This window comes from Agathobaculum butyriciproducens (genome assembly GCA_003096535.1).
Classification (GTDB): Bacteria; Bacillota; Clostridia; order Oscillospirales; family Butyricicoccaceae; genus Agathobaculum; species Agathobaculum butyriciproducens.
Genome location: QEKJ01000001.1, coordinates 386254 through 411326 on the forward strand (window position 1 = coordinate 386254; position 25073 = coordinate 411326).

20 protein-coding genes are annotated in these 25073 nt (G+C 57.3%); 9 read left to right on the top strand and 11 right to left on the bottom strand.

Going from position 1 to position 25073, the window contains the following annotated elements:
- Positions 1 to 179: 179 nt before the first annotated feature.
- From ppdK to C7386_RS01805, 5 genes are all read right to left on the bottom strand, one after another.
- Positions 180 to 2813 (bottom strand): pyruvate, phosphate dikinase, encoded by a 2634-nt coding sequence (ppdK, locus tag C7386_RS01785; RefSeq protein ID WP_116704722.1) that lies wholly within the window; start codon positions 2811 to 2813, stop codon positions 180 to 182.
- 302 nt (positions 2814 to 3115) lie between these two features.
- Entirely contained in the window at positions 3116 to 4750 is a 1635-nt protein-coding gene (locus tag C7386_RS01790) for a trypsin-like peptidase domain-containing protein (protein ID WP_165815427.1), read from the bottom strand.
- A 376-nt stretch (positions 4751 to 5126) separates the two neighbouring features.
- Entirely contained in the window at positions 5127 to 5621 is a 495-nt protein-coding gene (locus tag C7386_RS01795; protein WP_110435354.1) for a flavin reductase family protein, read from the bottom strand.
- 138 nt (positions 5622 to 5759) lie between these two features.
- On the bottom strand, positions 5760 to 8324 hold the full coding sequence (locus tag C7386_RS01800; protein WP_110435355.1) for a DNA translocase FtsK: 2565 nt from the start codon (positions 8322 to 8324) through the stop codon (positions 5760 to 5762).
- A gap of 150 nt (positions 8325 to 8474) precedes the next feature.
- Positions 8475 to 9296: a Cof-type HAD-IIB family hydrolase gene (locus C7386_RS01805; protein WP_110435356.1), complete on the bottom strand. Its 822-nt coding sequence runs from the start codon at positions 9294 to 9296 to the stop codon at positions 8475 to 8477.
- Between the two features lie 164 nt (positions 9297 to 9460).
- Here C7386_RS01805 and C7386_RS01810 point away from each other — a divergent pair, with 164 nt between their 5' ends.
- The 9 genes from C7386_RS01810 (at position 9461) to C7386_RS01850 (ending at position 17705) form a co-directional block, all read left to right on the top strand.
- Positions 9461 to 9673 carry a hypothetical protein gene (locus tag C7386_RS01810; protein WP_110435357.1) on the top strand — a complete coding sequence of 71 codons (213 nt, stop codon included), beginning with the start codon at positions 9461 to 9463 and terminating at the stop codon, positions 9671 to 9673.
- A 20-nt stretch (positions 9674 to 9693) separates the two neighbouring features.
- On the top strand, positions 9694 to 10968 hold the full coding sequence (locus C7386_RS01815) for a phage terminase large subunit (protein ID WP_116704724.1): 1275 nt from the start codon (positions 9694 to 9696) through the stop codon (positions 10966 to 10968).
- 15 nt (positions 10969 to 10983) lie between these two features.
- Positions 10984 to 11175 (top strand): hypothetical protein, encoded by a 192-nt coding sequence (locus tag C7386_RS01820; RefSeq protein ID WP_110435359.1) that lies wholly within the window; start codon positions 10984 to 10986, stop codon positions 11173 to 11175.
- Positions 11165 to 12730, top strand: coding sequence for a portal protein (locus C7386_RS01825; RefSeq protein WP_110435360.1), 1566 nt, complete (start codon positions 11165 to 11167; stop codon positions 12728 to 12730). Before C7386_RS01820 ends, C7386_RS01825 begins: the two co-directional genes overlap by 11 nt.
- Positions 12699 to 13190: a hypothetical protein gene (locus tag C7386_RS01830; protein ID WP_110435361.1), complete on the top strand. Its 492-nt coding sequence runs from the start codon at positions 12699 to 12701 to the stop codon at positions 13188 to 13190. The genes C7386_RS01825 and C7386_RS01830 overlap by 32 nt, the downstream gene beginning before the upstream one ends.
- 119 nt (positions 13191 to 13309) lie before the next feature.
- Positions 13310 to 14341, top strand: coding sequence for an FN3 associated domain-containing protein (locus tag C7386_RS01835; protein ID WP_110435362.1), 1032 nt, complete (start codon positions 13310 to 13312; stop codon positions 14339 to 14341).
- 112 nt (positions 14342 to 14453) lie between these two features.
- Positions 14454 to 14822, top strand: coding sequence for a hypothetical protein (locus tag C7386_RS01840; protein WP_110435363.1), 369 nt, complete (start codon positions 14454 to 14456; stop codon positions 14820 to 14822).
- Entirely contained in the window at positions 14822 to 16642 is a 1821-nt protein-coding gene (locus C7386_RS01845; protein ID WP_116704725.1) for a hypothetical protein, read from the top strand. Before C7386_RS01840 ends, C7386_RS01845 begins: the two co-directional genes overlap by 1 nt.
- Positions 16643 to 16658: 16 nt before the next feature.
- Positions 16659 to 17705, top strand: a complete 1047-nt coding sequence (locus C7386_RS01850) for a hypothetical protein (RefSeq protein WP_116704726.1) — start codon at positions 16659 to 16661, stop codon at positions 17703 to 17705.
- 290 nt (positions 17706 to 17995) lie between these two features.
- Here C7386_RS01850 and eno read toward each other — a convergent pair whose 3' ends face one another.
- The 6 genes from eno to trmL form a co-directional block, all read right to left on the bottom strand.
- Entirely contained in the window at positions 17996 to 19315 is a 1320-nt protein-coding gene (gene eno, locus C7386_RS01855; protein ID WP_116704727.1) for a phosphopyruvate hydratase, read from the bottom strand.
- Between the two features lie 190 nt (positions 19316 to 19505).
- Positions 19506 to 21254 carry a 2,3-bisphosphoglycerate-independent phosphoglycerate mutase gene (gene gpmI, locus C7386_RS01860; protein ID WP_227600941.1) on the bottom strand — a complete coding sequence of 583 codons (1749 nt, stop codon included), beginning with the start codon at positions 21252 to 21254 and terminating at the stop codon, positions 19506 to 19508.
- Positions 21255 to 21369: 115 nt separating this feature from the next.
- On the bottom strand, positions 21370 to 22140 hold the full coding sequence (gene tpiA / locus C7386_RS01865; protein ID WP_110435367.1) for a triose-phosphate isomerase: 771 nt from the start codon (positions 22138 to 22140) through the stop codon (positions 21370 to 21372).
- Positions 22141 to 22252: 112 nt separating this feature from the next.
- A complete protein-coding gene (locus C7386_RS01870) occupies positions 22253 to 23443 on the bottom strand; it encodes a phosphoglycerate kinase (protein WP_110435368.1) in 1191 nt (396 codons plus the stop codon).
- 224 nt (positions 23444 to 23667) lie between these two features.
- Positions 23668 to 24546, bottom strand: coding sequence for a DegV family protein (locus C7386_RS01875; RefSeq protein WP_116704728.1), 879 nt, complete (start codon positions 24544 to 24546; stop codon positions 23668 to 23670).
- Positions 24547 to 24557: 11 nt separating this feature from the next.
- Positions 24558 to 25043, bottom strand: a complete 486-nt coding sequence (gene trmL, locus C7386_RS01880) for a tRNA (uridine(34)/cytosine(34)/5-carboxymethylaminomethyluridine(34)-2'-O)-methyltransferase TrmL (protein ID WP_116704729.1) — start codon at positions 25041 to 25043, stop codon at positions 24558 to 24560.
- Between the last annotated feature and the right edge of the window lie 30 nt (positions 25044 to 25073).

Below are 25073 nucleotides of genomic sequence, written 5' to 3' on the forward strand. Positions count from 1 at the left end.
TCGGTTTTTTACATCTGGAGGGAGAAAGTTTCTGAATAGGAACTTTCGGACGACTTTGGAACGGCCCACGGTCCGTTCCTGCTTGTCGGCGGAACCGTAGTTCCGCGACAGCCCAAACACGAAAGGCTTCGGAGCAATGCTCCGAAGCCTTTCGCGCTGTATGTCAAGTTTGGGGAGGTTTATGCCAGTCCAAGTTCCTTTACACGAGCCTGTGCCGCTGCCAGACGTGCGATCGGCACGCGGAACGGCGAGCAGGAAACGTAATTCAGGCCAACATTGTGGCAGAACTCGACGGAGGACAGGTCGCCGCCGTGCTCGCCGCAGATGCCGAGCTTGATGTCCGGGCGGGTGCGCTTGCCTTCTGCAACAGCGAAGCGGATCAGGCGGCCTACGCCGTTCTGGTCCAGGCGAGCGAACGGATCGGACTCGAGGATCTTCTTGTCGAAGTAGGTCTCCAGAATGCGGCCCACGTCATCACGGGAGAAGCCGTAGGTCATCTGGGTGAGGTCGTTGGTGCCGAAGGAGAAGAACTCTGCTTCCTTGGCCACATCGCCTGCGGTGACTGCGGCACGCGGCGTCTCGATCATCGTGCCGACCATATACTTCATCTTCAGGCCGGACTGCTCGATCAGCTCGTCAGCCTTAGCCTTGATAACCTTCTTTACAAAGCGCAGCTCGTTGACCTCGGATACCAGCGGAACCATGATCTCCGGCGTGATATGCAGGCCGTCTTCCTTCCAGACATTGATAGCTGCGGATACGATAGCCTCGGTCTGCATCTCGGCGATCTCCGGATAAAGAACGTCCAGACGGCAGCCGCGGGTACCCAGCATCGGGTTGAACTCGTGCAGGCTTTCTACCTTGCCCTTGAGCTTGTCGAAGGATACGCCCATCTCATCGGCCAGCTCCTTGATCTCGTCATCCTCGTGCGGGAGGAACTCATGGAGCGGCGGGTCAAGCAGACGGATGGTAACCGGCAGGCCGCCCATCGCGCGGTAAATTGCCTCAAAGTCGCCGCGCTGCATCGGCAGGATCTTGGCCAGAGCCGCCTTGCGCTGCTCGAGCGTATCGGAAATAATCATCTCACGAACCGCCTTGATGCGGGCCGGCTCGAAGAACATATGCTCGGTACGGCAGAGGCCGATGCCTTCTGCGCCGAACTTGCGGGCCTGCGTTGCATCACGCGGGGTATCGCCGTTGGTGCGAACGTGCAGGGTGCGAATCTCGTCAGCCCAGCCCATGAAGCGGCCGAAGTCGCCGGTCAGCTCAGCCTCCTGCGTTGCGATCTCGCCGAGGTATACGTTGCCGGTGGAGCCGTCGAGCGAAATAACATCGCCCTCGTGTACTACCGTGCCGTCGGCAAAGGTCAGGGTCTTATCCTCTTCGGAAACCTTGATGCCGTTTACGCCTGCTACACAGCAGGTGCCCATGCCGCGGGCTACTACGGCTGCGTGCGAGGTCATGCCGCCGCGGGCGGTCATGATGCCTTCGGATACGGCCATGCCGTCGATATCCTCCGGAGAGGTCTCCTGACGGACGAGGACAGCCTTGATTCCGGTCTTGTGGGCCTTAGCTGCATCATCTGCGGTGAAGTAAACTGCGCCGCAGGCTGCACCGGGAGATGCCGGCAGGCCGGTGGTGATCGGCGTAGCTGCCTTGAGAGCTGCCGGATCGAACGTCGGGTGCAGAAGTGCGTCAAGCTGCTTTGCCTCGACCTTCATAACCGCCTGCTCCTTGGTGCAGACGCCTTCGTCTACCAGATCAACCGCTACCTTGAGCGCTGCCTGTGCGGTGCGCTTGCCGTTACGGGTCTGCAGCATGTAGAGCTTGCCGTTTTCGATGGTGAACTCCATATCCTGCATATCGCCGTAATGCTTCTCAAGGCGGCTGGAAATGTCAACAAACTGCTGATAAACCTCCGGCATGGTATCTGCCAGCGCGGAGATCGGCTGCGGGGTGCGGATGCCGGCTACAACGTCCTCGCCCTGTGCATTCATCAGGAACTCGCCGTACAGCTTCTTTTCGCCGGTGGCCGGGTTGCGGGTGAAGGCTACGCCGGTGCCCGAGGTCTCGCCCATATTGCCGAATACCATGGACTGTACGTTTACGGCAGTGCCCCAGCTGTGCGGGATGTCGTTCATGCGGCGGTAGGTGTTCGCACGCGGATTATCCCACGAGCGGAATACCGCGCGGACAGCCTCCATCAGCTGCTTCTTCGGGTCCTGCGGGAAATCTTCGCCGAGGGACTTCTTGTAGTGATCCTTGAACAGAACGATCAGCTCGGACATATCGTCCGCGTCCAGTTCATTATCCATCTTAACGCCCTTTTTGTCCTTTACCTGGTCGATAAACTGCTCGAAGGTGGACTTAGGCAGCTCCATAACAACGTCAGAGAACATCTGAATGAAACGGCGGTAGGAATCGCGTGCGAAACGCGGGTTATTGGTCAGCTTGGCAACTGCTTCGCAGATCTCGTCGTTCATGCCGAGGTTAAGGATGGTATCCATCATGCCGGGCATGGATGCGCGCGCACCCGAACGAACGGATACGAGCAGCGGCTTCTCGGGATCGCCGAGAGTCTTGCCGGTAACCTTTTCAAGCTGATCGAGGTACTCCAGAATCTGATCCTGAATATCCGGATAAATAGTCTTGCCGTCCTCATAATAACGGGTGCAGGCCTCGGTGGTGATGGTGAAACCCTGCGGCACAGGCATGCCCAGTCCGGTCATTTCAGCCAGATTGGCACCCTTGCCGCCAAGCAGCTCACGCATTTTTCCGTTGCCCTCCGGGAACATGTAAACATACTTTTTCATTTGGGTATTTCCTCCGTTTCGATTGATGCTCTCTCTAATACTCATTCTCTTTATCACGCAAGCACATTATAGCACGTTAGCGGTGAAATATTCCATTGTAGTATTATACCGATTTCCCACGAATATATTGTGCACTTTGACCAATTATGTATTTTTAACCAAAACTCAAACGTTTGCGTAAAATCTATCTTTTTAATTTATCAGAAATTTTATCCGATTTTTATTTTATCTTTTCCTATTTTTCTCGATTTTTATGGTGTTTTGGGCGTAAATACGTTTCATGCCTGTCAGCTTTCATTCTATTAGGCGTAATGCACAAATTCCTGCAAAAGAAAATCGACGGTCTGAGGCAGACCGCCGATAGAAGCGAATGAATTGCTGGAAACCACGACGCTGATCGCAGGGATGCCGTCGTAGCTGGTCTCGTAGAGCTTGACCGAATACGGATACGTCGAGGACGAGGTGAACGAGCCGCCGGTAAACTGGTAGAAGGTGTTTTCGCCCAGTGCGGCATAGTAGTGGAGCAGAATCTTGTCGCCGGCTTCTACCTCTTCCCTGTCGTAGTAGTAGGTGGTCGTGGTGCCCTCCCGGATGGTGCCGAGCAGCGTGACACCGGTCACCGTACCGAAATCCGGCACCGGATAGTGCTTGCTGTAGCAGCGTGACGCATCCGGCTTGTGGTTGCGATTATACTCGCCGGGAGAGTACGCCGTACCGTCTCCGATCAGGCTGTTCAGGTAGCGGATCGGCACCGAGTAAGACGGTACGCCGCCGGAATGGCTGCTGACCGTAATGCCGACAACCTTGCCCTCATCGTTGATGAGCGCACCGCCGGAGTTGCCGCTGATGACCTGCGCCGTGCTTTCGATCATCGGTGCAAGGTAATCGTCGTTTTCCGGGTCGGTCACCTTGCCGGTCGTAACCGTTGCGGCGCCGCCGCCCGGGTAGCCGAGCGCGTAGACCGTGTCGCCTTTCTCGACCTCGGTGGTAACACCGAGGTACGGCAGCGTGCTGCCGACTACACGGATATGCGCGATGTCCGCGTCCGCGTCAAAGCTGTAGATCGTGACTTCCCGCTTGGTGCCGTCGTACATCTCAGCCACAAGGCGGTAAACGCCGTTGACAAGGTGTCCGCAGGTTACAGCATCGCCGCGTGCGCTGAGCACAACGCCGCTGCCGATGCCGAGGATATTATTCTTGTAATCGTAGGCGTACAGCTTGAAAATCGCCGGTACACAGGCACTGAACACCTCGTCCGCCGTCATGCCGACATGTGCTTCCACAGTGAAGCTCTGCCGCAGATCCGGCTTTGCCATACGGGTGACGATGGCCGCAACCTCGCTGCGGCGAATGTTGGTGTTCGGCTTGAAATCATGCGCGTTGTTGCTGCCCGTAAGTACGCCTGCCCGGTACAGACGGTACACATCAGCGGCATAGCCTGCCGACATGTCCACATCCGCAATCGCACCGTCCGCAATGTCGTTGATCGCGGTCAGGGCGTCCTCCGGCAGCGCGTTTGCAAAGATGGACGCAAACTGTGCTCGGGTCGCCGGCTGATCGTAATCCGCATAAGTCGTGTTAATAATACCATTTTCCAGCGCATACGTCACATACGGCTGATACCACGGACGAACTTTGTCAAAATCCGCACTGCCGCTGACATAGGTGCTGTGCAGACACGCCGCCAGCTTGATCGCCTGTGCGATCGTCAGGTTGCTGTTCGGCTTGAACTGGGTGGCGTTTACGCCGTCCACCAGCTTGTATTCATACGCCGCCTGAACATTCTGCGCGTACCACTCGGTTGAGGGCACGTCGGTGAACTGTCCGGCAGGATACGTTGTTTTCGAAGTAAAGTTTTCATAGCCCGCAAAAGCCGCAGGCAGCATGCCGACCATCAGCGCAGCCGCTGTGATCAGACTGAGCAATCGTTTTTTCACGAATTGCATTCCTCCCTTTTGAGGCGTAGGTTTGTGGATTGGGATACAGGGCCGCAGAGCGACCCTGCTGAGCTGTCGCGAAACTACAGTTTCGCCGACAAGAGGAACGGACCGTGGGCCGTTCCAAAGTCGTCCGAAAGTTCCTATTCAGAAACTTTCTCCCTCTAGAAGTCAAAAAAGCGTGATACATGCTCCCGCTTTTTTGGCATTTGCGCAGCAAATGCTATTTCATGCGCGCTTCCGCGCGAAACACTTAGAAATACCAGTTAAATAGCATCTCCAGCAAACCGGTTCACATTTACTTAAATATACACCGATTCTGTGAGGAATTGGTGAAATATTTGTAAAAATCGGTTTACAGAACGGTTTGCAAAACTCAGTTCTCGTAAGCGGCTACGATCTCGCCGATATACATAGTGTGGTAGTCGTGATCGCCGTACCACTTGTCCTGCACTTCCTGCGCCATATCGTCCGGTGCGATGTCGGTCACACCGCGCTTGCGGCAGATAAGTACCAGCTCGGCCTCCTCGAAGGTCGGCTGACCCTCTACGAATACCGGGGTAAGGCCGCTCTCGTGCATCTTATCCATGTCACGGCCAGACTTGGAGCCCATCTTGTTCAGCGCATCACGGTTGCCGTCCTTGAGCACAGTCAGGGTGAAATACTCGCCTGCGTCTACAAACTCCTTGGTGAAGCGGCTCTTGCGGATATAGCAGGTCGCACTCGGCTTGCCCCACATAACGCCTACAGCACCCCAGCTTGCGGTCATGGTGTTCCACTTGTCCTCAGTGCCTGCGGAAATCAGCATCCACTTCTGACCGATCAGATCGAACGGATTGAAAGACTTTTCGGCAATGTTGATCTTCTTCATGATATGTTACCTCCTGAGAGAATTGTTTAGCAAATTGAGAATGGAGAATGGAAAATTAGCGCTATCCTTGTGCGAGTCCCGTCCGCGCTGCGCTGGTATCGCGCAAGAATAGCGACATTCTCAATTCTCCATTATCCATTACTGCTGCTTATCCAACGGCATTGTGCGGCGCAGCTTCATCTCCTGCCAGTCCTCACGCGAGATGAGGATCTGGCGCGGCTTCGAGCCTTCGGACGGGCCGATGATACCGCGATCCTCAATCTGGTCGATGATACGCGCGGCACGCGAATAGCCCAGCTTCAGACGACGCTGCAGCATGGATGTGGACGCCTGACGGCAGTCCATGATGACCTCGATGGCTTCCTCGATGAGTTCATCCTCATCGTCGCCCGGGTCGTTCGTGCCGCTGCTGCCGCCCTTGTTATTGCCTACCTGTTCGGCCTGCTGCTCGATGTGCTCGAGGATTTCCTCGCTGTACTCGGCGGTGCTGGTCTCCTTGATGCGGGCAATAACAGCTTCAATCTCCTCGTTGGAGATAAAGCAGCCCTGTACACGGGTCGGCTTGCCCTCACCGAGCGGCGCATACAGCATATCGCCCTTGCCGATCAGCTTTTCCGCGCCGGTCGTATCCAGAATGATACGGGATTCGATCTGGCTGGCTACCGCAAACGCGATACGCGACGGGATATTTGCCTTCATGATACCGGTGATAACGTCAGCCGACGGACGCTGTGTTGCTACAACAAGGTGCATGCCTGCGGCTCGCGCCTTCTGCGCGATACGGCAGATGGAGTTCTCGACTTCCTTGGCAGCGACCATCATCAGGTCGGCCAACTCGTCGATGACAATGACGATCTGCGGCAGCACCTGATACTGCTCGGGATGGCCGTCCTCGGTCTGCTCTGCTTTGGCCTTTTCGGAACGCATGAGGTCGTTATAGCCGACCAGATTGCGCACCTGATGGTCCGCGAACAGCTTGTAGCGGCGTTCCATCTCACCGACCGCCCAATTGAGCGCACCAGCGGCCTTTTTCGGGTCGGTAACGACCGGAATCAGCAGGTGCGGAATGCCGTTGTAGTTGCCCAGTTCAACCATCTTCGGGTCCACCATGATGAGGCGGACCTCCTCCGGCGTAGACTTGTACAGCAGCGAAATCAGCATGGAGTTGATGCACACCGACTTACCGGAGCCGGTGGTGCCGGCAATCAGCATGTGTGGCATCTTGGCAATGTCGCCGATGACCGGCTTGCCGGTAATGTCCTTGCCAACGGCAAAGGACAGGCGGCTTTTCGCATTCGCGAACGCCGGAGAACCGATACACTCGCGGATAAAGACGGTATTGACCGTCTTGTTCGGCACCTCGATGCCGACCGCGACCTTATCCGGGATAGGCGCGATACGCACGTTCGCCGCGCCGAGCGACAGCGCAATGTCGTCCGACAGGGCGGTGATGCGCGAGATTTTGATGCCGCGCGGGATGGTCAGCTCGAACCGGGTGACGGACGGGCCGCGCACGATGCCGATGATCTGCGCCTCGATGTTGAACGAGTCGAGCGTATCGAGCAGGCACGCCGAGCTTTCGCGCAGCTCGGCTTCTGCGCCCGCGACAGAGGCGTGCTTGCCCTGTGTCAGCAGGTCGATCGGCGGGTAGTCGTAGACCGGCATGGGCGCTTTCTGGCTCTCGTCGATGGCGATATTCATGGCTTCCTGCTCGGTCTCCGAGATGTTCTCGGTCTTTTTCGACTTGGATGCCGGTGCAGGAGCCGCCTCATGCTCGGGCTCCGGCTCGGAAACATGCGCCGATTCTTCCTCCGGCTGCTTGTTTTCGACCAGATTCATAATGCTTCCGGCTTTTTTCTTCACGTTATCACGCAGTGAGCGCAGATATTCGTCCGGTGCGATGGCCTTGCCCTTGCGCTTTCGCGGGTCGATCAGTTCCTCGCCCGGCTTATCCTCTCCGGGCGGGTCAGTGTCAATCGGGATGTCAAAGTCAGATTTACGGTGTGCGCGGCGTTCCTCTCGGCGCTGTGCATGCGCAGCTGCCGCTTCGTGGATGTTCGGCAGCTGGAGAGGTGCTTCGTAGCGCTCGCGCTCCTCCTCGTCCTCGTATTCGTACTCGGGCGGACGAACCATGTCGTACAGCGCCTGCGGCGTAATCCGGCAAGCCACCAACAGCGACACGATGAACAGCACCAGCAGGATGAGCAGTGCGCCGATGGACGAGAGCGCCCACTCGAGCAGGATGTACAGACCGCCGCCCAGCAGACCGCCGGACGAGCCTTCCATGCCGGTAGAGAGCAGACCGCTGAGCGTGCTCATGGACAGGTCGTACTCATTTGCACACGAAAAGGCGTGAATGATACTGCCGATCAGCAATGGCATGAGCGCGATACACGTTCCGCGCAGGCGCACGGGACCCTTGGGACGCGCAAACAGCAGCACGGCGATGCCGATCAGCGCAAACGGCATGACATACGCGCCCTTGCCAATGAGCGCACCGATGCCGCGGTGCAGCCACTTGAGCAGCACGCCGTCGATCGGCAGGATCGACAGCAGGCACAGCAGACCGACAATGCCCCAGATTGCGCCCCAGACCGGACGGGACAGGATCGGACCGAGTTCCTCCGGCTGCGGCTGTGCCGCACGCTTGCCCTTGGGCGCGCTTTTCGTCGATTTTTTAGTTGTGGTTTTCCTTGCAGCCAAAACTTCTATCCTTCAACTTTCTTTGTGATTCAATCTGACGGCGTTCTGCGCCGTTTTTCCGCTTTCTGCGGATACTCTGCAAGCATATTATAGCATAGAAATCCGGTTTTTACCACTGTTTTTCCGGAAAACAGCGGCCGGTCTGCTCGTTTAGCCGTTCTCTGCGATGATGCGGTCGATGGCGGCTGCTACTCCGTCCTGGGCGTTGGTGAGCGTCTCGCGCAGGCACAGATTTTTGACGGCTGCGCTTGCGTTTCCCATCGCAATCGGGAGGGCTACGGCGTTCAGCATTTCAAGGTCGTTTTCGCTGTCGCCGATGGCCGCGGCGTGGTCGAGGTCGGTGCCCAGCTCGCGGCACAGCATGCCGAGAGCAACGCCCTTGTCCGCGGCCGGCGTGATGACCTCGAGGTTATCGGTCGCGCTGCTCATCACGCGGATACCCGGAATCTGTTCCAGCTGCGCACGGGCGCGCACGAGCATGACCGGGTCCTGGCTGCGGATGAACATTTTATCGACCGAAATGTGGTTTGTGGCAATATATTCCGCAACAGACGGCACAACTTTTTTCGCGCTTAAATAGCCTTCATTCGACTTATACTTGCCAAATTCGATATCATCATACGGAGTAATGAGTAACGTCTCCCCTACATACACCATCGTGATCATGCCGATGCGCTCCACCACAGCAGACGCACGCACGGCAGCTTCCCACGGCATGGACATACGCATGGTGCAGCGCTCCTGCGACACGCTCGACAGCGTAGCGCCGCCCGAGGTGACCATCTGGTCATCCGTACCGAGCATGAGCGCGAAGTCGCGTGCCTCGCCGCAGATGCGTCCGGTGGAGACCACAACATGAATGCCGCTCTCGCGGGCACGGCGCACGGCATCGGCGGTCGCCGGAGAGACCTGATTCTGCGGATTGAGCGCGGTTCCGTCTAAATCGAGCGCGATAAGGTCGATTTTTTTCATCTTCTTTCCTCCTGATACTGGCGCTGCTGCGCCGCATATTTTCCATCTTATTCAGCATACCGCAGCTGGGCAAAAATTGCAAGCAAATAAAAAAATCGAACATTTGTTCTTGACAAATTCGGATTTTGCTCCTATTCTATGGCTCATCGAAAGGAGGTGAGGCCATGTGCAGCGAAAACGAAAGGCCGGATCGGCTGATCCGCATGCTGTACGACATCGCAGACGATGCGGAAGCGCCCGCGAACAGCCGGCTCAGCGCGATCAAGGAAATTCTCGACCGGACGGTCGGCAAAGGCGTAATGCTGGGCGGCGAGCAGACCGAAGTCCAGCCGGTGGAGATCGTGTTTCGGATCGTAGACGATACGAATTCCCCGTAACACGGCGGCAGGCAGCGTTCATGCAGTCGGATACGCTCGAAACCCTGTTCGGCGGCGCGGCAGGCGGCGGCAAAAGCCACGGCCAGCTGCTCGATGCTTTGCGGTTTGCGGTGTGCTATCCGGGTTCGCGGCAGCTCATGCTGCGACGGACCATGCCGGAGCTGGAGCGCTCGCTTGTACCGGCGGCTTTGCGGCTGTATCCGCAGTGCATTGCAAAGTACAAGGTGAGTGAGCACCGGTGGGATTTTGCAAACGGTTCGGCGCTGGAATTCGGGTACTGCGATGCGGAAAGCGACGTGACCAGGTACCAGAGCGCGGAATACGATGTCATCCGGTTCGATGAGCTGACACATTTCACCGAAAGCCAGTTCACCTATCTGCTGTCGCGTATCCGCGGCACGAACGGATTCCCCAAGCAGGTCAAGGCAACGACCAATCCCGGCGGTGTCGGTCACCAGTGGGTGAAGAGCCGGTTTATCGACTCCATGCCGCCGGACACCGTGCGCGAGTTCGACGGCGGCACGCGGCTGTTCCTGCCCGCAAGACTGGGCGACAACCCGTTTCTCCGCAAGGCAGATGCAGGCTACGAGAAGCGGTTGAAGCTGCTCTCTCCCACCGACCGGAAAGCACTGCTCGACGGCGTGTGGGAGCTGAACGAGGGACAGTATTTCAGCGAATTCTCACGCGACCTGCATGTTGTAAAGCCGTATGCCATCCCGCACGACTGGCGGCGCTGCCTGACCATCGACTACGGTCTGGATATGCTGGCAGCGCTTTGGATCGCGCAAAATCCGGACGGACACAGCGTGGTCTACCGCGAACTCTACCGTCCGGGACTCATCATTTCGGATGCAGCGGCGCAGATGCTTGCCTGTGAGACGGCGGGAGAACACATCGACTGCCGTCTCGCGCCGCCCGATCTGTGGAACCGACGGCAGGAAACCGGCAGAAGCGCGGTAGAACTGTTCGCGGACAGCGGACTGGATTTTATCAAAAGCAGCAATGAACGCGTCGCCGGATGGCTGGCGCTGCATGAGCTGCTGCAGCCGCGCAAGGATACGGACGGCGCCGTTCGTCCCAGGCTGACGATTTTCGACACCTGCCACAATCTGATCCGCACGCTGCCTGCGCTGCAGCACGACAAGCGCAATCCGTCCGACACAGCGAACACGCCGCACGAGCTGACCCATGCGCCGGATGCGCTCCGCGGGTACGCCGCGACCGTTTATGAGCCGGTGAAGGCTGTGCCGCAATCGGCGTATGACTGCGAAGTAGGAGAATTTCTCAGGTTTTGACTGAAAGGAGGCATTATGGAAATTTTATGTTACGCGCTGTCTGCGGCGGTGCTGGTTTTGACCGGTGCAGTCATCTCCGGCGGTGTGGTTCTGCCGCGGCGTTTGCCGAAGGAGCACACGGCAGAATCTACGCCGGAGGATACGCTCAGCCGCGATCTGGCGGCGCTGATGAACTACGGACGAGAGGAGGACAACGATGAAATTTGATCCGTCACCGACGGCTATCTGGAAGAAATATGAGCGCGACCGCGACTACAAGCGCTCAATCGGTTTATACGACCGTGTTCGGCGCAACGAGGCGTTTTACCTCGGCAGGCAGTGGGAGGGACTGCGCGTGCAGTCCCTCGACCCGCTGATCTTTAACGTGCTGCGCCGCTGTGTCAACCTGTTTGTGTCCATGCTGGTCTCCGACGATGTGGCGGTACGCGCCCAGCCGTTCGACATGGACAAGGACGGTCGGCAGACCGCGCATGTGCTCGAGCGTGCGTTTGCATCCGCGATCGAGCGTTCGGGTGTCAAGGCACTCGGCCGCCCGCTGCTGAAAAACGCCTGTGTGGACGGCGATGCGTGCTTCTACATGCACTTTGATCCGGCGCTTGAGACCGGTCAGGCGGTTAAGGGCGATATTGCGGTGGAACTGATTGATTCCACGAACATCTGCTTCGGCAACGCCGCCTGCGATGAGGTACAGCGCCAGCCGTACATTATCATTGCCATGCGGCGCGACGCAGAGGAGGTGCGGCAGGAAGCGCGCGCCAACGGCATCTCTGCGAGCGACGCGGAAGCCATTCGGCCGGATGACAGCGGCGAATATCATCGTTACCGCACCTCGAACGACAGCGACCGCGTGACTGTACTCCTGCACATGCGCAGGACCGAGAACGGCATTGCCTTCTGCAAGACCACGCGAAACGCGGTCGTAATGCGCGAAAAGGTGCTTCCCTATCGGCTGTATCCGGTGACGCACCTTTGCTGGAACCGCGTGCGCGGCTCGTGCCACGGCGAAAGTCCGCTGACCGAGGCGATTCCGAACCAGATCGCCATCAACAAGCTGTACTCGATGTACGTCCAGTGCATCAAGCAGGTGGCGTTCCCTAAGATCGTGTACGACATGACGCGGTTCCCGAACGGCTGGTCGAACGACGTCGGCAAGGCGATCGGCATGCGCGGCAACCCGAATGAAGCGATCGCTGCCGCATTCCGCGCACCGGATATCTCGGCACAGGTGCTGCAGCTGCTCAAGCAAATGATGACCGATACCGCGGAGCTCATGGGCGCAAGCGAGGCCGCACTCGGCACGGTCAATCCGGACAACACCTCGGCGATTATCGCGGTGCAGAACGCAACGGCAGCGCCGCTCGAGCTGACCAAAATGGAGTTCTACCGCTTTACCGAAGACTGGGCGCGCGTGTTTCTCGACCTGATGGGCGCGCACTACGGCGTGCGCACGCTCGTTCTGCCGAACGAGGACGGCGGTGAACCCGAAACATGCACGTTCGACTTCTCCGCACTCGCCGGGCAGGACATGCGCCTACAGGTGGATGTCGGCGCGGCAAGCTACTGGTCCGAAACCATGCAGACGATGACAAACGATCATCTGCTGGAGAGCGGCGTTATTTCCGACCCGCTCGTATATCTGGAAAACGTACCGGATTATCAGGTACGCGGCAAACACGACCTGCTGCACGCACTTCGCGTACAGCGACAGCAGCAAAAGGAGGCAAACAGTAATGCAGAAAACCACAGTGAATCCCAATCCTGAGCAGGAAATGACGGTCAATCCGTTCGCACAGGAGCAGGCGGCGGAAATCCAGCCGCAGGAAAATGCGCAGACCTATCCGGTCGAGGTAGACGGCGATATCGTCGAACTGACGCTCGAGGAGCTGATCGACGCAGCCGCACAGGGACTTTCCAAGCGCAACGCCTACATCCGCCGCAACCGCGCGGCAAACGCCATGCCAAACGGCCAGATCTACGCCGCATTCGTCGAGGAATATCCCGATGTCCGTCCCGAGGACATTCCGCAGCAGGTATGGGAGTGGGCGCAGCAGGAAGGCTCGCTCGTGTCCGCGTACCGCAAGTGGGAGATTGCCGAACTGAGAGACGAACTGGCAGCGCTCGAGATGAACCAGAAGAACCGCCGTGCGGCGGTCGGTCCGGCGCAGTCGGACGGGGAACCCGCGGGGGTAGACCCGGTTACGCTCGCTTTGCTCGGCAAGTAACTTTTGCTGAATTGAAAATGGAGAATGGAAAATGGAAAATTACCGCGTTCATTCTCCATTATCAATTATCAATTTTCCATTACTGCACGATTGAACATTTATATAGGAGGTAAATTTTTATGGCTATCAATCTCGCAAGCAAGTATTCCGACCAGATTGTGGAGGTATTCACCCGTGCGTCCTTCATCAAGGGCAAGACTGCCGAGACGTATGACCTGACCGGCGTGAAAACGCTCAAGGTTTACACCCCGATCACCGTCGAAGAGGTCGATTACGACCGTGACGGCGGTCTGAAGCGCTACGGCGATGTGACCGAGATGCAGGATGTGGTACAGGAACTGACCATGACGCAGGACAAGGCGTTTACCCTGACCATTGACAAGGGCAACAACCTCGATCAGAATCTGGTCAAGAATGCCGCCGACATGCTGCGCCTGCAGCTGAACGAAAAGTCCACACCGGCGGCAGACAAGTATGCATTCAAGCGCTTCGTCACCATGGCGGGCAGCATTGTGGAAAGTGCAAAGCCGACCAAGGCGAATATCATCAGCAAGATTGCGGATGCATCGCAGGCACTTGACGATGCGCTTGTGCCGGACGACAACCGCTATCTGTACCTGACCAGCGAAATGTACAAGCTGGTGTGCACCTCGGACGAGTTTGCCGGTGTGGACGTGCTGGCGCGTCAGTCCATCGCCAAGGGCGTGTGCGGCGAGGTATTCGGCATGAATGTCGTCCGTGTTCCCAAGAGCTATCTGCCGGAGGACGTGTACTTCCTCGTTGCACACAAGGATGCCGTGCTCATGCCGTACAAGATTGCGGATGCCAAGGTGCATGAGGACCCGGTCGGCGTGTCCGGTGCACTGATCGAGGGCCGTCACTACTACGACGCATATGTGCTCGGCGCAAAGTGCGGCGGCGTGTATGCACTGGTCGATGAGGACTGCCGCTCGAGCGCACCGACCATCAGCCAGGGCAAGATTACCGCGTTCGGCAAGGTGCGCTACACCCTGGACGGCTCGGATCCGCGCTACTCGGATTCCGCGAAGGATTACGTTGCCGGCACTGTGCTGACGCCGGAGACCGGCTGCAAGATCCGCGCATACTGCGTGCAGTCCGGCGCGTATCCGTCCGAGGTAGCGGAAGGCTAAATTCAGATAAGCGTTAGGAGTGAGGAGATAGGAGTTTTTCTTCGTTTACTCCTCACTCCTTCTCCTAACTTCTCACTGTATCCAATGAACCCATCACAAAGGAGGTAACCCTATGACCGGAACCGAATGCTTTCGTGCAGCGCTGAATATTTTATCCGAAACGCCGGACAGCGGTGTGTATTACGAGCAGTTTGCGCTCGGTGCGCTCAACCAGCTGTTAGCGAACAGCCTGCGCGAGATGAACGCGGAACGTGCGTCTGACGGCAAAGACGTGCTGCTTGTGCCGCCGCGCATGACGGCGCTGACCGAGGAACTGCCCGCCGGTGACTGGCTGGCGCGCGAATGTTTTCCGTACGGACTGGCGGCGCTGCTTGTCGCGGATGACGACAAGGCCAAGTTCAACTGGGCGGCAACCGAATACAGCGAACGCCTGCTGAGTCACTGTCCCGCGCAGTTTACCGCCGTGCAGGAGATGATTTAATGCGAAGCTATGAATTTCCCTATCCGGAGGCCGAGCAGCAGACCGTGGTCAGCCGGTTCGGCGGCATCGACTGCCGCACGCATCCGACCAAGGTGTCTCTCTCCCGCTCGCCGGATATGCAGAACATGATCTGCGACCAGAACGATTTTCTGGTAAAGCGCACCGGATGGCGCACACAATCGCAGTTTGACGCACCGATTTATGGGTTATTCGCCATGCCGGATGGTGTGGGCTGTGCCGTTCATGCGGGTGCGAAGCTGTATTTTCGGACGCCGGACGGCACGCAGACCGAGCTGTGCGCAGACATGAACGAGGCGTTTTCCCAGTCGTTTACGATGAAGGGTGTACTCTACCTGATGGACGGCAAAACCTATCGTGCGGTGCGCAAAAGCAGCAAAAACACGGCCTGGGAAGCCGTTTCCGTATCCGGCACAGCCTATGTGCCGACCACGACCATCTCTGCGGCGCCGACCGGCGGCGGCACCAGCTACGAGGCGGTAAATCTCTTGACGCCTAAGCGCATCAACACCTTTATCGGTGACGGCACGGCGACCCAGTTCAAGGTGGACGCGACCGACCTCGACGAGACCGCTGTCACGGCTGAGGTGAACGGCTCGGCGGTTACCGTTTCGGCGGTCAACCGCTCGACCGGTCTGGTAACACTGGCCGCTGCTCCGGCAAACGGAAACGGTCTGGCAAATGTGTCCATCGCGTTTGCCAAAACCGTCAGCGGACACGCGGACAAGATCAATAAATGCCGCTTTGCCGGGCTGTACGGCGGCAAAAACGACACGCGCGTGTTCCTTTCCGGCAACCCGGATGAGCCGGACTGTGACTGGCAGAGCGGCCTGTACGACCCGACCTACTTTCCGGACACCGGCTACACCCGCATGGGTACGGACGCGTCTGCGATCGTCGGCTATCTCAAGCAGTACGAAAGTCAGGTCGTGGTCAAGTCCGGCGGCGCACAGGAGGCGACCAGTTATCTGCGCACCTACATGATGGCGGATGACGGTTCTGCGCTGTATCCGCTCAAGCAAGGTGCGCAAGGTGAAGGCGCGATTTCGAGCCGCTGCTTCGCCGTGCTGAACGACCTGCCGCTGTATCTCTCGGCAAGAGGTGTGCAGGGCGTGTACGGCACCGCCGTTGCCGAGCAGCGGACGATCCGCTCGGTATCCGATGCCATTGTGCCGAAATTATCGCAGGAGACCGACCTCCAAAACGCCTGTGCGGTGGTATTTGAGGGCAAATATTATCTGGCAGTAAACGGACACATTTATGTCGCGGACGGCTCTCTGACTGAGGAAAACGGCGATCCGGCGTGGTTTTTCTGGGTCAATGTGCCTGCACAATGTCTGGCGGTGCTGAACGGTCAGCTGTGGTTCGGCACGGCAGACGGCCGGCTGTGCCGCTTTGCCAAAAGCGAGGAGGAGCACGCCTATCTTGATGACACGGCGGCGATTGCCGCGTACTGGCGCACACCTACCCTGCCGCTCTCCGACTGGAGCCGCTTCAAGACCGTGCGGGACGTGATTCCGACGCTCATGCCGCATTCCCGCTCGGGCGCGACCGTGCAGTACGAGAACGAAAACGGTGCCCAACTTGCGCTTTCCCGCAATATGGACCTGTTTTCCTTCCGCACACTGGACTTTTCGCGGTTCTCCTTCCGGTGCATTCCGGGTGCAGTGACGTACCGTACCCGATGGAAACAGCACCGCAGTCCTCTGTTTGCCGTGCGCATCGGCAACGACCGGCCGGATGAGCCGTTTGGTCTGCTCTCGCTCACCATCCGCTGGACACAGGGTCAGACCGTAATTTAGAAAGGAGGATTCCCCTTTGGCAATCATCAAATCAACTTCCGCGCGCCGAACATCAACCGTAAAGTCAGCCGCGTCCAAGTCCGCTTCGTCTAAGACGGCGGCAAGCAAATCGACGTCGAGCAAGTCCTCCGGCACGCTCAATTCCAATGGCTACCGCGACAATTTTGACTACTCGGCGGCGATCGCCGGCACGACTGATTCAGCGAAACGCCAGCAGCTGCTGAGCGAACGCCAGAACAAGATTGACTCGCTCGGTCTCGGCGGCAAGGTTGCATCCAACGACGCGGTTTCGACGTGGAACGGCACCTACCGTCCGTACTCGGTTTCAAGCACAACAACCGGTGCAAACCGCGTCAGCAGCCTGTATGATGCGGCGGAAAATGCCCGTTTCAAGCGATTTGAGACCGCCCGCAGCCGCATTGCAAGGCAGCTGGAGAGCAACCTCGCATCCATTGAGAACGACTACGCCGCCGGTATGCGTCAGACCGACATCAATGCCCGACAGTCCGCGGTGAACAACGAGGAAAAGCTGGCGGCGCTCGGACTTAACATGGGCGCACGCGGGCAGGCAGCCACCAGCGGCATGGCGGAGACCAGCCGCATTGCGGTGGACAATCGGTACCGCAGCGACCTGAATTCGCTTGGGCAGGCGCGTCTGTCCGCGCGTGCGGCAGCGCAGAATGCCGCCGATGAACAGACCGCAGCCGCCGAGAGCAGCTACTATACCGCATCGGAAAATGCGGCGCTCCAGCAGGCGCAGGCGGCACTGAGCCAGTTTAACGCCGACCGCGATTACGGCTTGTCCGTAGCCGGTCTGACCGGCTTCCTGAACGGCACGCCGACGCTGAACTGGCGCAATTATCAGCTGAATGTCAGCAGTGCGGCCGCGAATGCACAGACCCGTGCCTACGAGCAGGCGCTTGAGCGCTGGAAAACCAGCGGATACGTTCGTCAGAGTGACGCAGCTATCCTCGGTGTGCCCGCCGGAACGCCGACCGCCGATGTCAGCTACAAGAACGCAGCGCTCGCGCTGCAGCGATGGAAGAACGGCTACGGCGGCTGATTTTTTTCAAGCCGCGTCTGTCCGAAAAAATAAATCACCTCTGCGCACAAGGCACAGAGGTGATTTATGATAAAGAAATGAAAATGTGAGCAATTTTATCCAAAAAAGCCAGATTCTCTGTTTCAGCACAGAGAATTCGCTACATTACTGCAATCATGATAGCACAGATTTGTCCGTTCGTCAACTCAAGCGCAAGAATTTACTATATGTTCGCAAGAAATTGCTATAAAAAAAACCGCACGCAAAAGCGTGCGGTTTTCTCATATTGCAGTATCGGTAAGGACAGAGACTTACTTGTTCTTCAGGTTGAAGAAAGCCTTCTTGCCCAGGAACTGTGCAACGTCCTCGCCCAGCTCTTCCTCGATGCGGAGCAGCTGGTTGTACTTTGCAACGCGGTCGGTACGAGACGGAGCACCGGTCTTGATCTGGCCAGCGTTCAGTGCAACAGCGATATCAGCGATGGTTGCGTCCTCGGTCTCGCCGGAACGGTGGGATACAACTGCGGTGTAGCCTGCGCGGTTAGCCATCTGGATAGCATCCAGGGTCTCGGTCAGGGAGCCGATCTGGTTAACCTTGATCAGGATGGAGTTAGCAACGCCCAGCTCGATGCCCTTGGACAGACGAGAGGTGTTGGTAACGAACAGGTCATCGCCAACCAGCTGGATCTTGTCGCCCAGAGCCTTGGTCAGCATAGCCCAGCCTTCCCAGTCTTCCTCTGCCATGCCGTCCTCGAGGGAGATGATCGGGTACTTCTCAGCGAAGTTCTTCCACATCTTAACCAGCTGCTGCTGAGTCAGCTTCTTGCCGGACTTCGGCTGGATATAGCACTTCTCCTCGTCGTTCCACCACTCGGAGGAAGCAGCGTCGATCGCGATCATGAAGTCCTCGCCCGGCTTGTAGCCAGCTTCTTCGATTGCCTGAACGATAACCTTCAGAGCGTCCTCGTCCTTCTTCAGGTTCGGAGCGTAGCCGCCCTCATCGCCTACACCTGCTGCCGGAGTGCCGTTCTCCTTCAGGGTGGTCTTCAGCTGATGGAATACCTCTGCACAGCGGCGCAGAGCCTCGCGGAAGGACGGAGCGGAAACCGGCATGATCATGAATTCCTGAATCTCAACGTTGTTGGTAGCGTGTGCGCCGCCGTTGAGGATGTTCATCATCGGCATCGGCAGGGTCTTAGCGTTGCAGCCGCCGATGTAGTTGTACAGCGGCAGGCTCAGAGCCTCTGCAGCAGCCTTGGCAACAGCCAGGGATACGCCGAGGATAGCGTTTGCGCCGAACTTGGTCTTGTTCGGGGTGCCGTCAGCCTCGATCATAGCCTTGTCGATTGCCTGCTGGTCGAGAGCGTTCATGCCGATAACAACTTCAGCGATCTCGCCGTTTACAGCGTCAACAGCCTTGAGTACGCCCTTGCCGTTGTAGCGGGACTTGTCGCCGTCACGCAGCTCGCAAGCCTCGAAGATACCGGTAGAAGCACCGGACGGAACAGCAGCGCGGCCCATGTATGCGCCGGTGTCGCCCTCAACGTAAACCTCAACCTCAACGGTCGGGTTGCCGCGGGAGTCCATAACTTCGCGGCCGATTACATCAACAATTTCAATGTAGCCCTTCATAATTCTTTCTCCTTCTTACATAAGAATAGATTAGCTTATAAAAGAGTGGAGAGTGAAGAGTGGAGAGTGGAGATTACTCCGCCTTTTCACTCTTTCTGCTTCACTCTATTATTATCAATAAGAATATCCGAATTGCCGAGCGTTAAATGAAGATTTCTCTTCACTCTACACTCTCAACTCTTCACTCTGCTTACTTAACAAGCAGACTGTGACCAGTCATCTCTGCAGGCTGCGGAATGCCCATCATGTCCAGCATGGTGGGAGCCAGATCAGCCAGTACGCCGCCTTCTGCCAGCTTGCCCTCGTGACCGACCATTACGAGCGGCACCGGGTTAGTGGAGTGTGCGGTGAACGGAGTCACGCCGTCAGCGTCGAGCATCTGATCGACGTTGCCGTGGTCGGCGGTGATCAGGCACTGACCGCCCATCTTGAGGATGGCGTCAACGACCTTGCCTACGCCGTCATCGGTAGCCTCGATAGCCTTGACTGCAGCCTCGAATACGCCAGTGTGACCTACCATATCGCAGTTTGCGAAGTTGAGGATAACAACGTCGTACTTGCCGGACAGGATGCGCTTTACGCACTCCTCGGTAACGGCAGGCTCGCTCATCTCCGGCTGGAGATCATAGGTTGCAACCTTCGGGGACGGGATCAGAGCACGATCCTCGCCCGGATACTCCTTCTCAACGCCGCCGTTGAAGAAGAACGTAACGTGTGCGTACTTCTCGGTCTCGGCAATGCGGAGCTGGGTCATACCCAGATCGGAGATATATTCGCCGAACGTGTTCTTCAGGCTCTGCGGCTTGAAGGCGATTTCCACGCCCGGAATAGTAGCATCATACTGCGTCATGCAGACGTAGTGGATCTTAGGCTGTACGCGCTCAAAGCCGGTGAATTCCGGATCAACGAATGCACGGGTGATCTCACGCGCACGGTCGGGACGGAAGTTTGCGAAGATGATCGCGTCGTCGTCCTTGACGGTCGCGCCCTCGGTAACGATAACCGGAACAACGAACTCGTCGGTTACGCCGTTTGCGTAGGACTGCTCCATAGCCTCGTGTGCGGTAGCAGCGTGCTCGCCTTCGCCGAGTGCGATAGCGTTGTACGCCTTCTGTACGCGATCCCAGCGGTTATCACGATCCATTGCGTAGTAACGGCCGGATACGGTTGCGATGCAGCCGACCTCGACAGCGTCGATCTTGGCCTGCAGGCGGTCGATATACTCGATACCGGACTGCGGCGGCGTGTCGCGGCCGTCCATGAAGCAGTGGAAGCAAACCTTGCGCAGACCATTGCGGCGTGCCAGCTCGAGCAGCGCAAACATGTGGTCAATGTGGGAATGCACACCGCCGTCAGACAGCAGACCGAAAATGTGCAGGGTGGAACCAAACCACTTGCACTGGTTGATCGCGCTCATAAGAGCCGGATTCTCGAAGAAATCGCCGTCCTGGATGGCCTTGGTGATGCGGGTCAGCTCCTGATATACAATGCGGCCTGCACCGATGTTGGTGTGGCCAACCTCGGAGTTGCCCATCTGGCCGTCCGGCAGACCAACGTCCAGACCGGATGCACCGATATAGGTGAGCGGGTTCTCTGCGAAAATCTTATCGAGATTCGGCTTTTTAGCAGCCTCAATGGCGTTGCCCTTGGTCTCCTCGCGGTGGCCAAAGCCGTCCATGATGATCAGAGCGGTCGGCTTCTTCGGGCCCTCTGCCTTCTTGGCAGCAGCGGTGGCTGCCTTGGGCTTGCGGCCGCGCTTGGCTGCCGGCTTTTTCGCCTCAGTCTTGGCTGCAGTTGTCTTTGCCGCAGCGGTCTTGCGGGTACGCTTTGCCGCCGGCTTTTTTGCAGGAGCCGGATCTGCCAGAACATTAACCGGTGCGGAAGTCTTGATCTCGACTACCTCTACCTCCGGCATGCCCGGCATAGTGGTTTTTTTCATACTGATAAAACTCCTTTACAGAAGCGAACGATAAGAGAATAAAAGGGGACACGATATCACCATGTCCCCCTCCGCAAAACGGTGAGGGAGCGTTTCCCTTTCCCGTATCCTTATCTTACTGGTTAGCTGCTTCTACGATGGTAGCGAAGTCAGCGCTCTTCAGGGAGGCACCGCCGATCAGGCCGCCGTCAACGTCCGGCTGAGCCAGCAGCTCGGAAGCGTTCTTTGCGTTCATAGAGCCGCCGTACTGGATGGTGATGCCGCGTGCAGCGCGTGCGCCGTACTTCTCGCGCAGGCAGTCACGGATAGCGGAGCAAACCTCGTTAGCCTGCTCTGCGGTAGCGGTCTTGCCGGTACCGATTGCCCAGATCGGCTCGTAAGCGATGACAACCTTCTTAATGTCCTCAACAGCTACGTTCTGCAGAGCGATCTTGATCTGCTTGCGGATAACTTCCATGGTAACGTCCTGCTCGCGCTCGGTCAGAGACTCGCCTACGCACAGGATCGGGCGCAGACCGTTCTCGAGAGCGACCTGAACCTTCTTGCCGCAAGCCTCGTCGGTCTCGTTGAAGTACTGACGGCGCTCAGAGTGGCCGATGATAACGTACTTAACGCCCAGCTCCTTGAGCATGTCAGCGGAGATCTCGCCGGTGAACGCGCCGGACTTCTCGAAGTGCATGTTCTCAGCGCCGATTGCAATCTTGGAGCCCTTAGCAGCCTTTACAGCAGCCTGAATATCGGTGAACGGTACGCAAAGAACCATCTCGCACCACTTGGTCTTGGACAGGAGCGGCTTCATCTCTTCGATCAGAGCCTTTGCCTCTGCCGGAGTCTTGTTCATCTTCCAGTTACCGGCGATAATGGTCTTACGATATCTGCGATTCATGTTGGTTTTACCCCTTTCAAACATTCGGACGGACTTTTCCGTCTTAAATCTTTATGTATTTATACGGAGCGCTCAACAGAACGCGCTCCGATATAAAGCGTTCCTAATGGACTTACTTGTCCTGCAGGCATGCGATGCCCGGCAGCTCCAGACCCTCGAGGAACTCCAGAGAAGCGCCGCCGCCGGTGGAGATGTGGGTCATCTTATCAGCAAAGCCCAGCTTCTCAACAGCAGCTGCGGAGTCGCCGCCGCCGATGATGGAAACAGCCTTGCTCTCAGCGATTGCCTTGGCAACAGCCTTGGTGCCGACTGCGAAGGTGTCAAACTCGAATACGCCCATCGGACCGTTCCAAACAACGGTGCCTGCGTCCTTGACAGCCTCGGAGAACAGCTCTACGGTCTTCGGGCCGATGTCCATGCCCATCATGTCAGCCGGGATCTTGCCGGCCTCGTATACGACCGGAGCAGCGTCTGCGCCGAAGTGATCTGCACAAACGGTGTCAACCGGCAGGAGCAGCTTAACGCCCTTGTCAGCAGCCTTCTTGAGCAGGCCGAGTGCCAGCTCGATCTTGTCTTCCTCGCAGAGGGAGGTGCCGATCTCGCCGCCCTGTGCCTTGGAGAAGGTGTAGGCCATGCCGCCGCCGATGATGATGGTGTCGCACTTGTCGATCAGGTTCTCGATAACGCCGATCTTGTCGGAAACCTTAGCGCCGCCCAGGATTGCAACGAACGGACGGGCCGGGTCGCTCAGAGCCTTGCCCATGATGGAGATTTCCTTCTTGATCAGGAAACCGCATACAGCCGGCAGGTAATCTGCGATGCCTGCGGTGGAAGCGTGTGCACGGTGTGCGGTGCCGAATGCGTCGTTGACGTAAATGTCAGCCATGTCAGCCATAGCCTTTGCCAGCGCAGCGTCGTTCTTGGTCTCGCCCTTTTCAAAGCGAACATTCTCAAGCAGAACGACCTCGCCCGGCTTAACCTCAGCGGCCAGCTTCTTAGCGTCCTCGCCTACAACGTCCTTTGCCAGCTTGACTTCCTTGCCAAGCAGCTCGCTCAGGCGCTTAGCGACCGGAGCCAGCGAATACTTCATGTTTACTTCGCCCTTCGGACGGCCGAGGTGCGAGCACAGGATTACAGCAGCGTTGTGATCCAGCAGGTAGTTGATGGTCTCCAGCGAAGCACGGATGCGCTTGTCGTCGGTGATGTTGCCGTTCTCGTCCTGCGGTACGTTAAAATCGCAGCGGGCAATTACCTTCTTGCCGGATACGTCGATATCCTCAACGCTCTTCTTGTTATACTGCATAAATATCCCTCTCCTTTAAGATGTATTATAAAGTTACGATAAGGAACAAAAGCACGGTTGTTATTACTACAATAATTCCGTTTCCAATACAGAATTATACTCGTAATTCGTGTCATTCGCAAGCAAAATTGTGAAAATCATCACATTCCAACTCGCTTTTAGAGGATTTTTGCGTTTTTCGCCAAAAAGTTGCGAAATATTAAACAACATTCACAATTTTTGCATCAATCCCGCGGCGTTCCATAATACGCTACAGCCATCGCCAGCGGACCAGTATTTGTCAGAACCGAAGGACCGATCGCTACGCGTTCCACATCGCGGAATCCAATTTCGGTACGCAGACGCTTTTCCATTTCATCCAGACGCTCGGCGGGTACGTCGCCGTAGAGCAGGATAGCCGTCTGCTTATCCGGCTGCACCACACGGGCGGAGACTTTTTTGCTCATTCCGGCAACGAGTGCCTTCTCACCGCGCACCTTGTCACACACCTTTACCGCACCGTCATACACATGGCTGATGGGCTTGAGACCGAGCGCCTCACCCACGAAGGCCGCGCCGCCCGAAATACGGCCGGACTTCTTGAGGAACTTGAGGCTGTACACACCGAGGTAGGCTTCCACGCGGTTAAGACGGCTTTTTACCACGCTGACGATCGCGTCAAAGCTCTCGCCCTGCTCACGCATTTCGGCAGCCTTGACAACAATGTGTCCGTAAATATAGGTGTATGTCTTGGAGTCGATGACCTCGATGGTCATTTTGCCCTCACCCTGCTCCTCCTCGAACATGGATTTTGCAAGGCAGGCCGCCTGATAGGTACCCGAGCCGCCGCCGTTGATGAGCACTGCCAGCAGATGCGTGCAGCCGCGCTCAAATGCACGGTTGTAGGACTCGAGGAATACGGTCGGCGTAGTCATGGCCGTGCCGGGAATCTCGCTGCTGGTCTCGAGCAGCCTGCAGTAGTCCTCAGATGTGATGTCGTAATATTCGCGGAAGCTGCGTCCCTCATGCGTCAGCATGATCGGAACGATCTCAATGCCGTGCGCCTCTACCAGATCGTGCGGAATATCCGATGAGGAATCGGTCAAAATATGAATCTTTTCCATTCTTTACTCCTTTATGCCTGCGGAAACGGTCCCGCAAGTCTCAGATTTTCAAAGCCGGTCTGCCGCAGTGCCTCAAACACAATAACAGCGACCGAGTTAGACAGATTAAGGCTGCGCGCGCCCTCTCTCATGGGAATGCGGACGCAGCGTTCCGGGTGCTCGATGAGCAGCGCTTCCGGCAGACCGCGGGTCTCTTTGCCGAACATCAGGTAGTCGCCGTCGCAGTATTCCACCTCATGATAGGCGTGCGGTGCCTTTGTTGTCGCATAGAAGTAGCGGCCGTCCGGATTTTTCTCAAAAAATTCATCCAGATTTTTATACATACGCACATCGAGCAGGTGCCAGTAATCCAGACCGGCCCGCTTCATGCGCTTATCGTCGATAGCAAAGCCGAGCGGCTCGACCAGATGCAGCACACAGCCTGTCGCCGCACAGGTGCGGGCAATGTTGCCGGTGTTCTGCGGGATCTCCGGCTCGACCAAAACAATGTTGAGCATACTTTCGCCTCATTTACGAACTAAACTTCT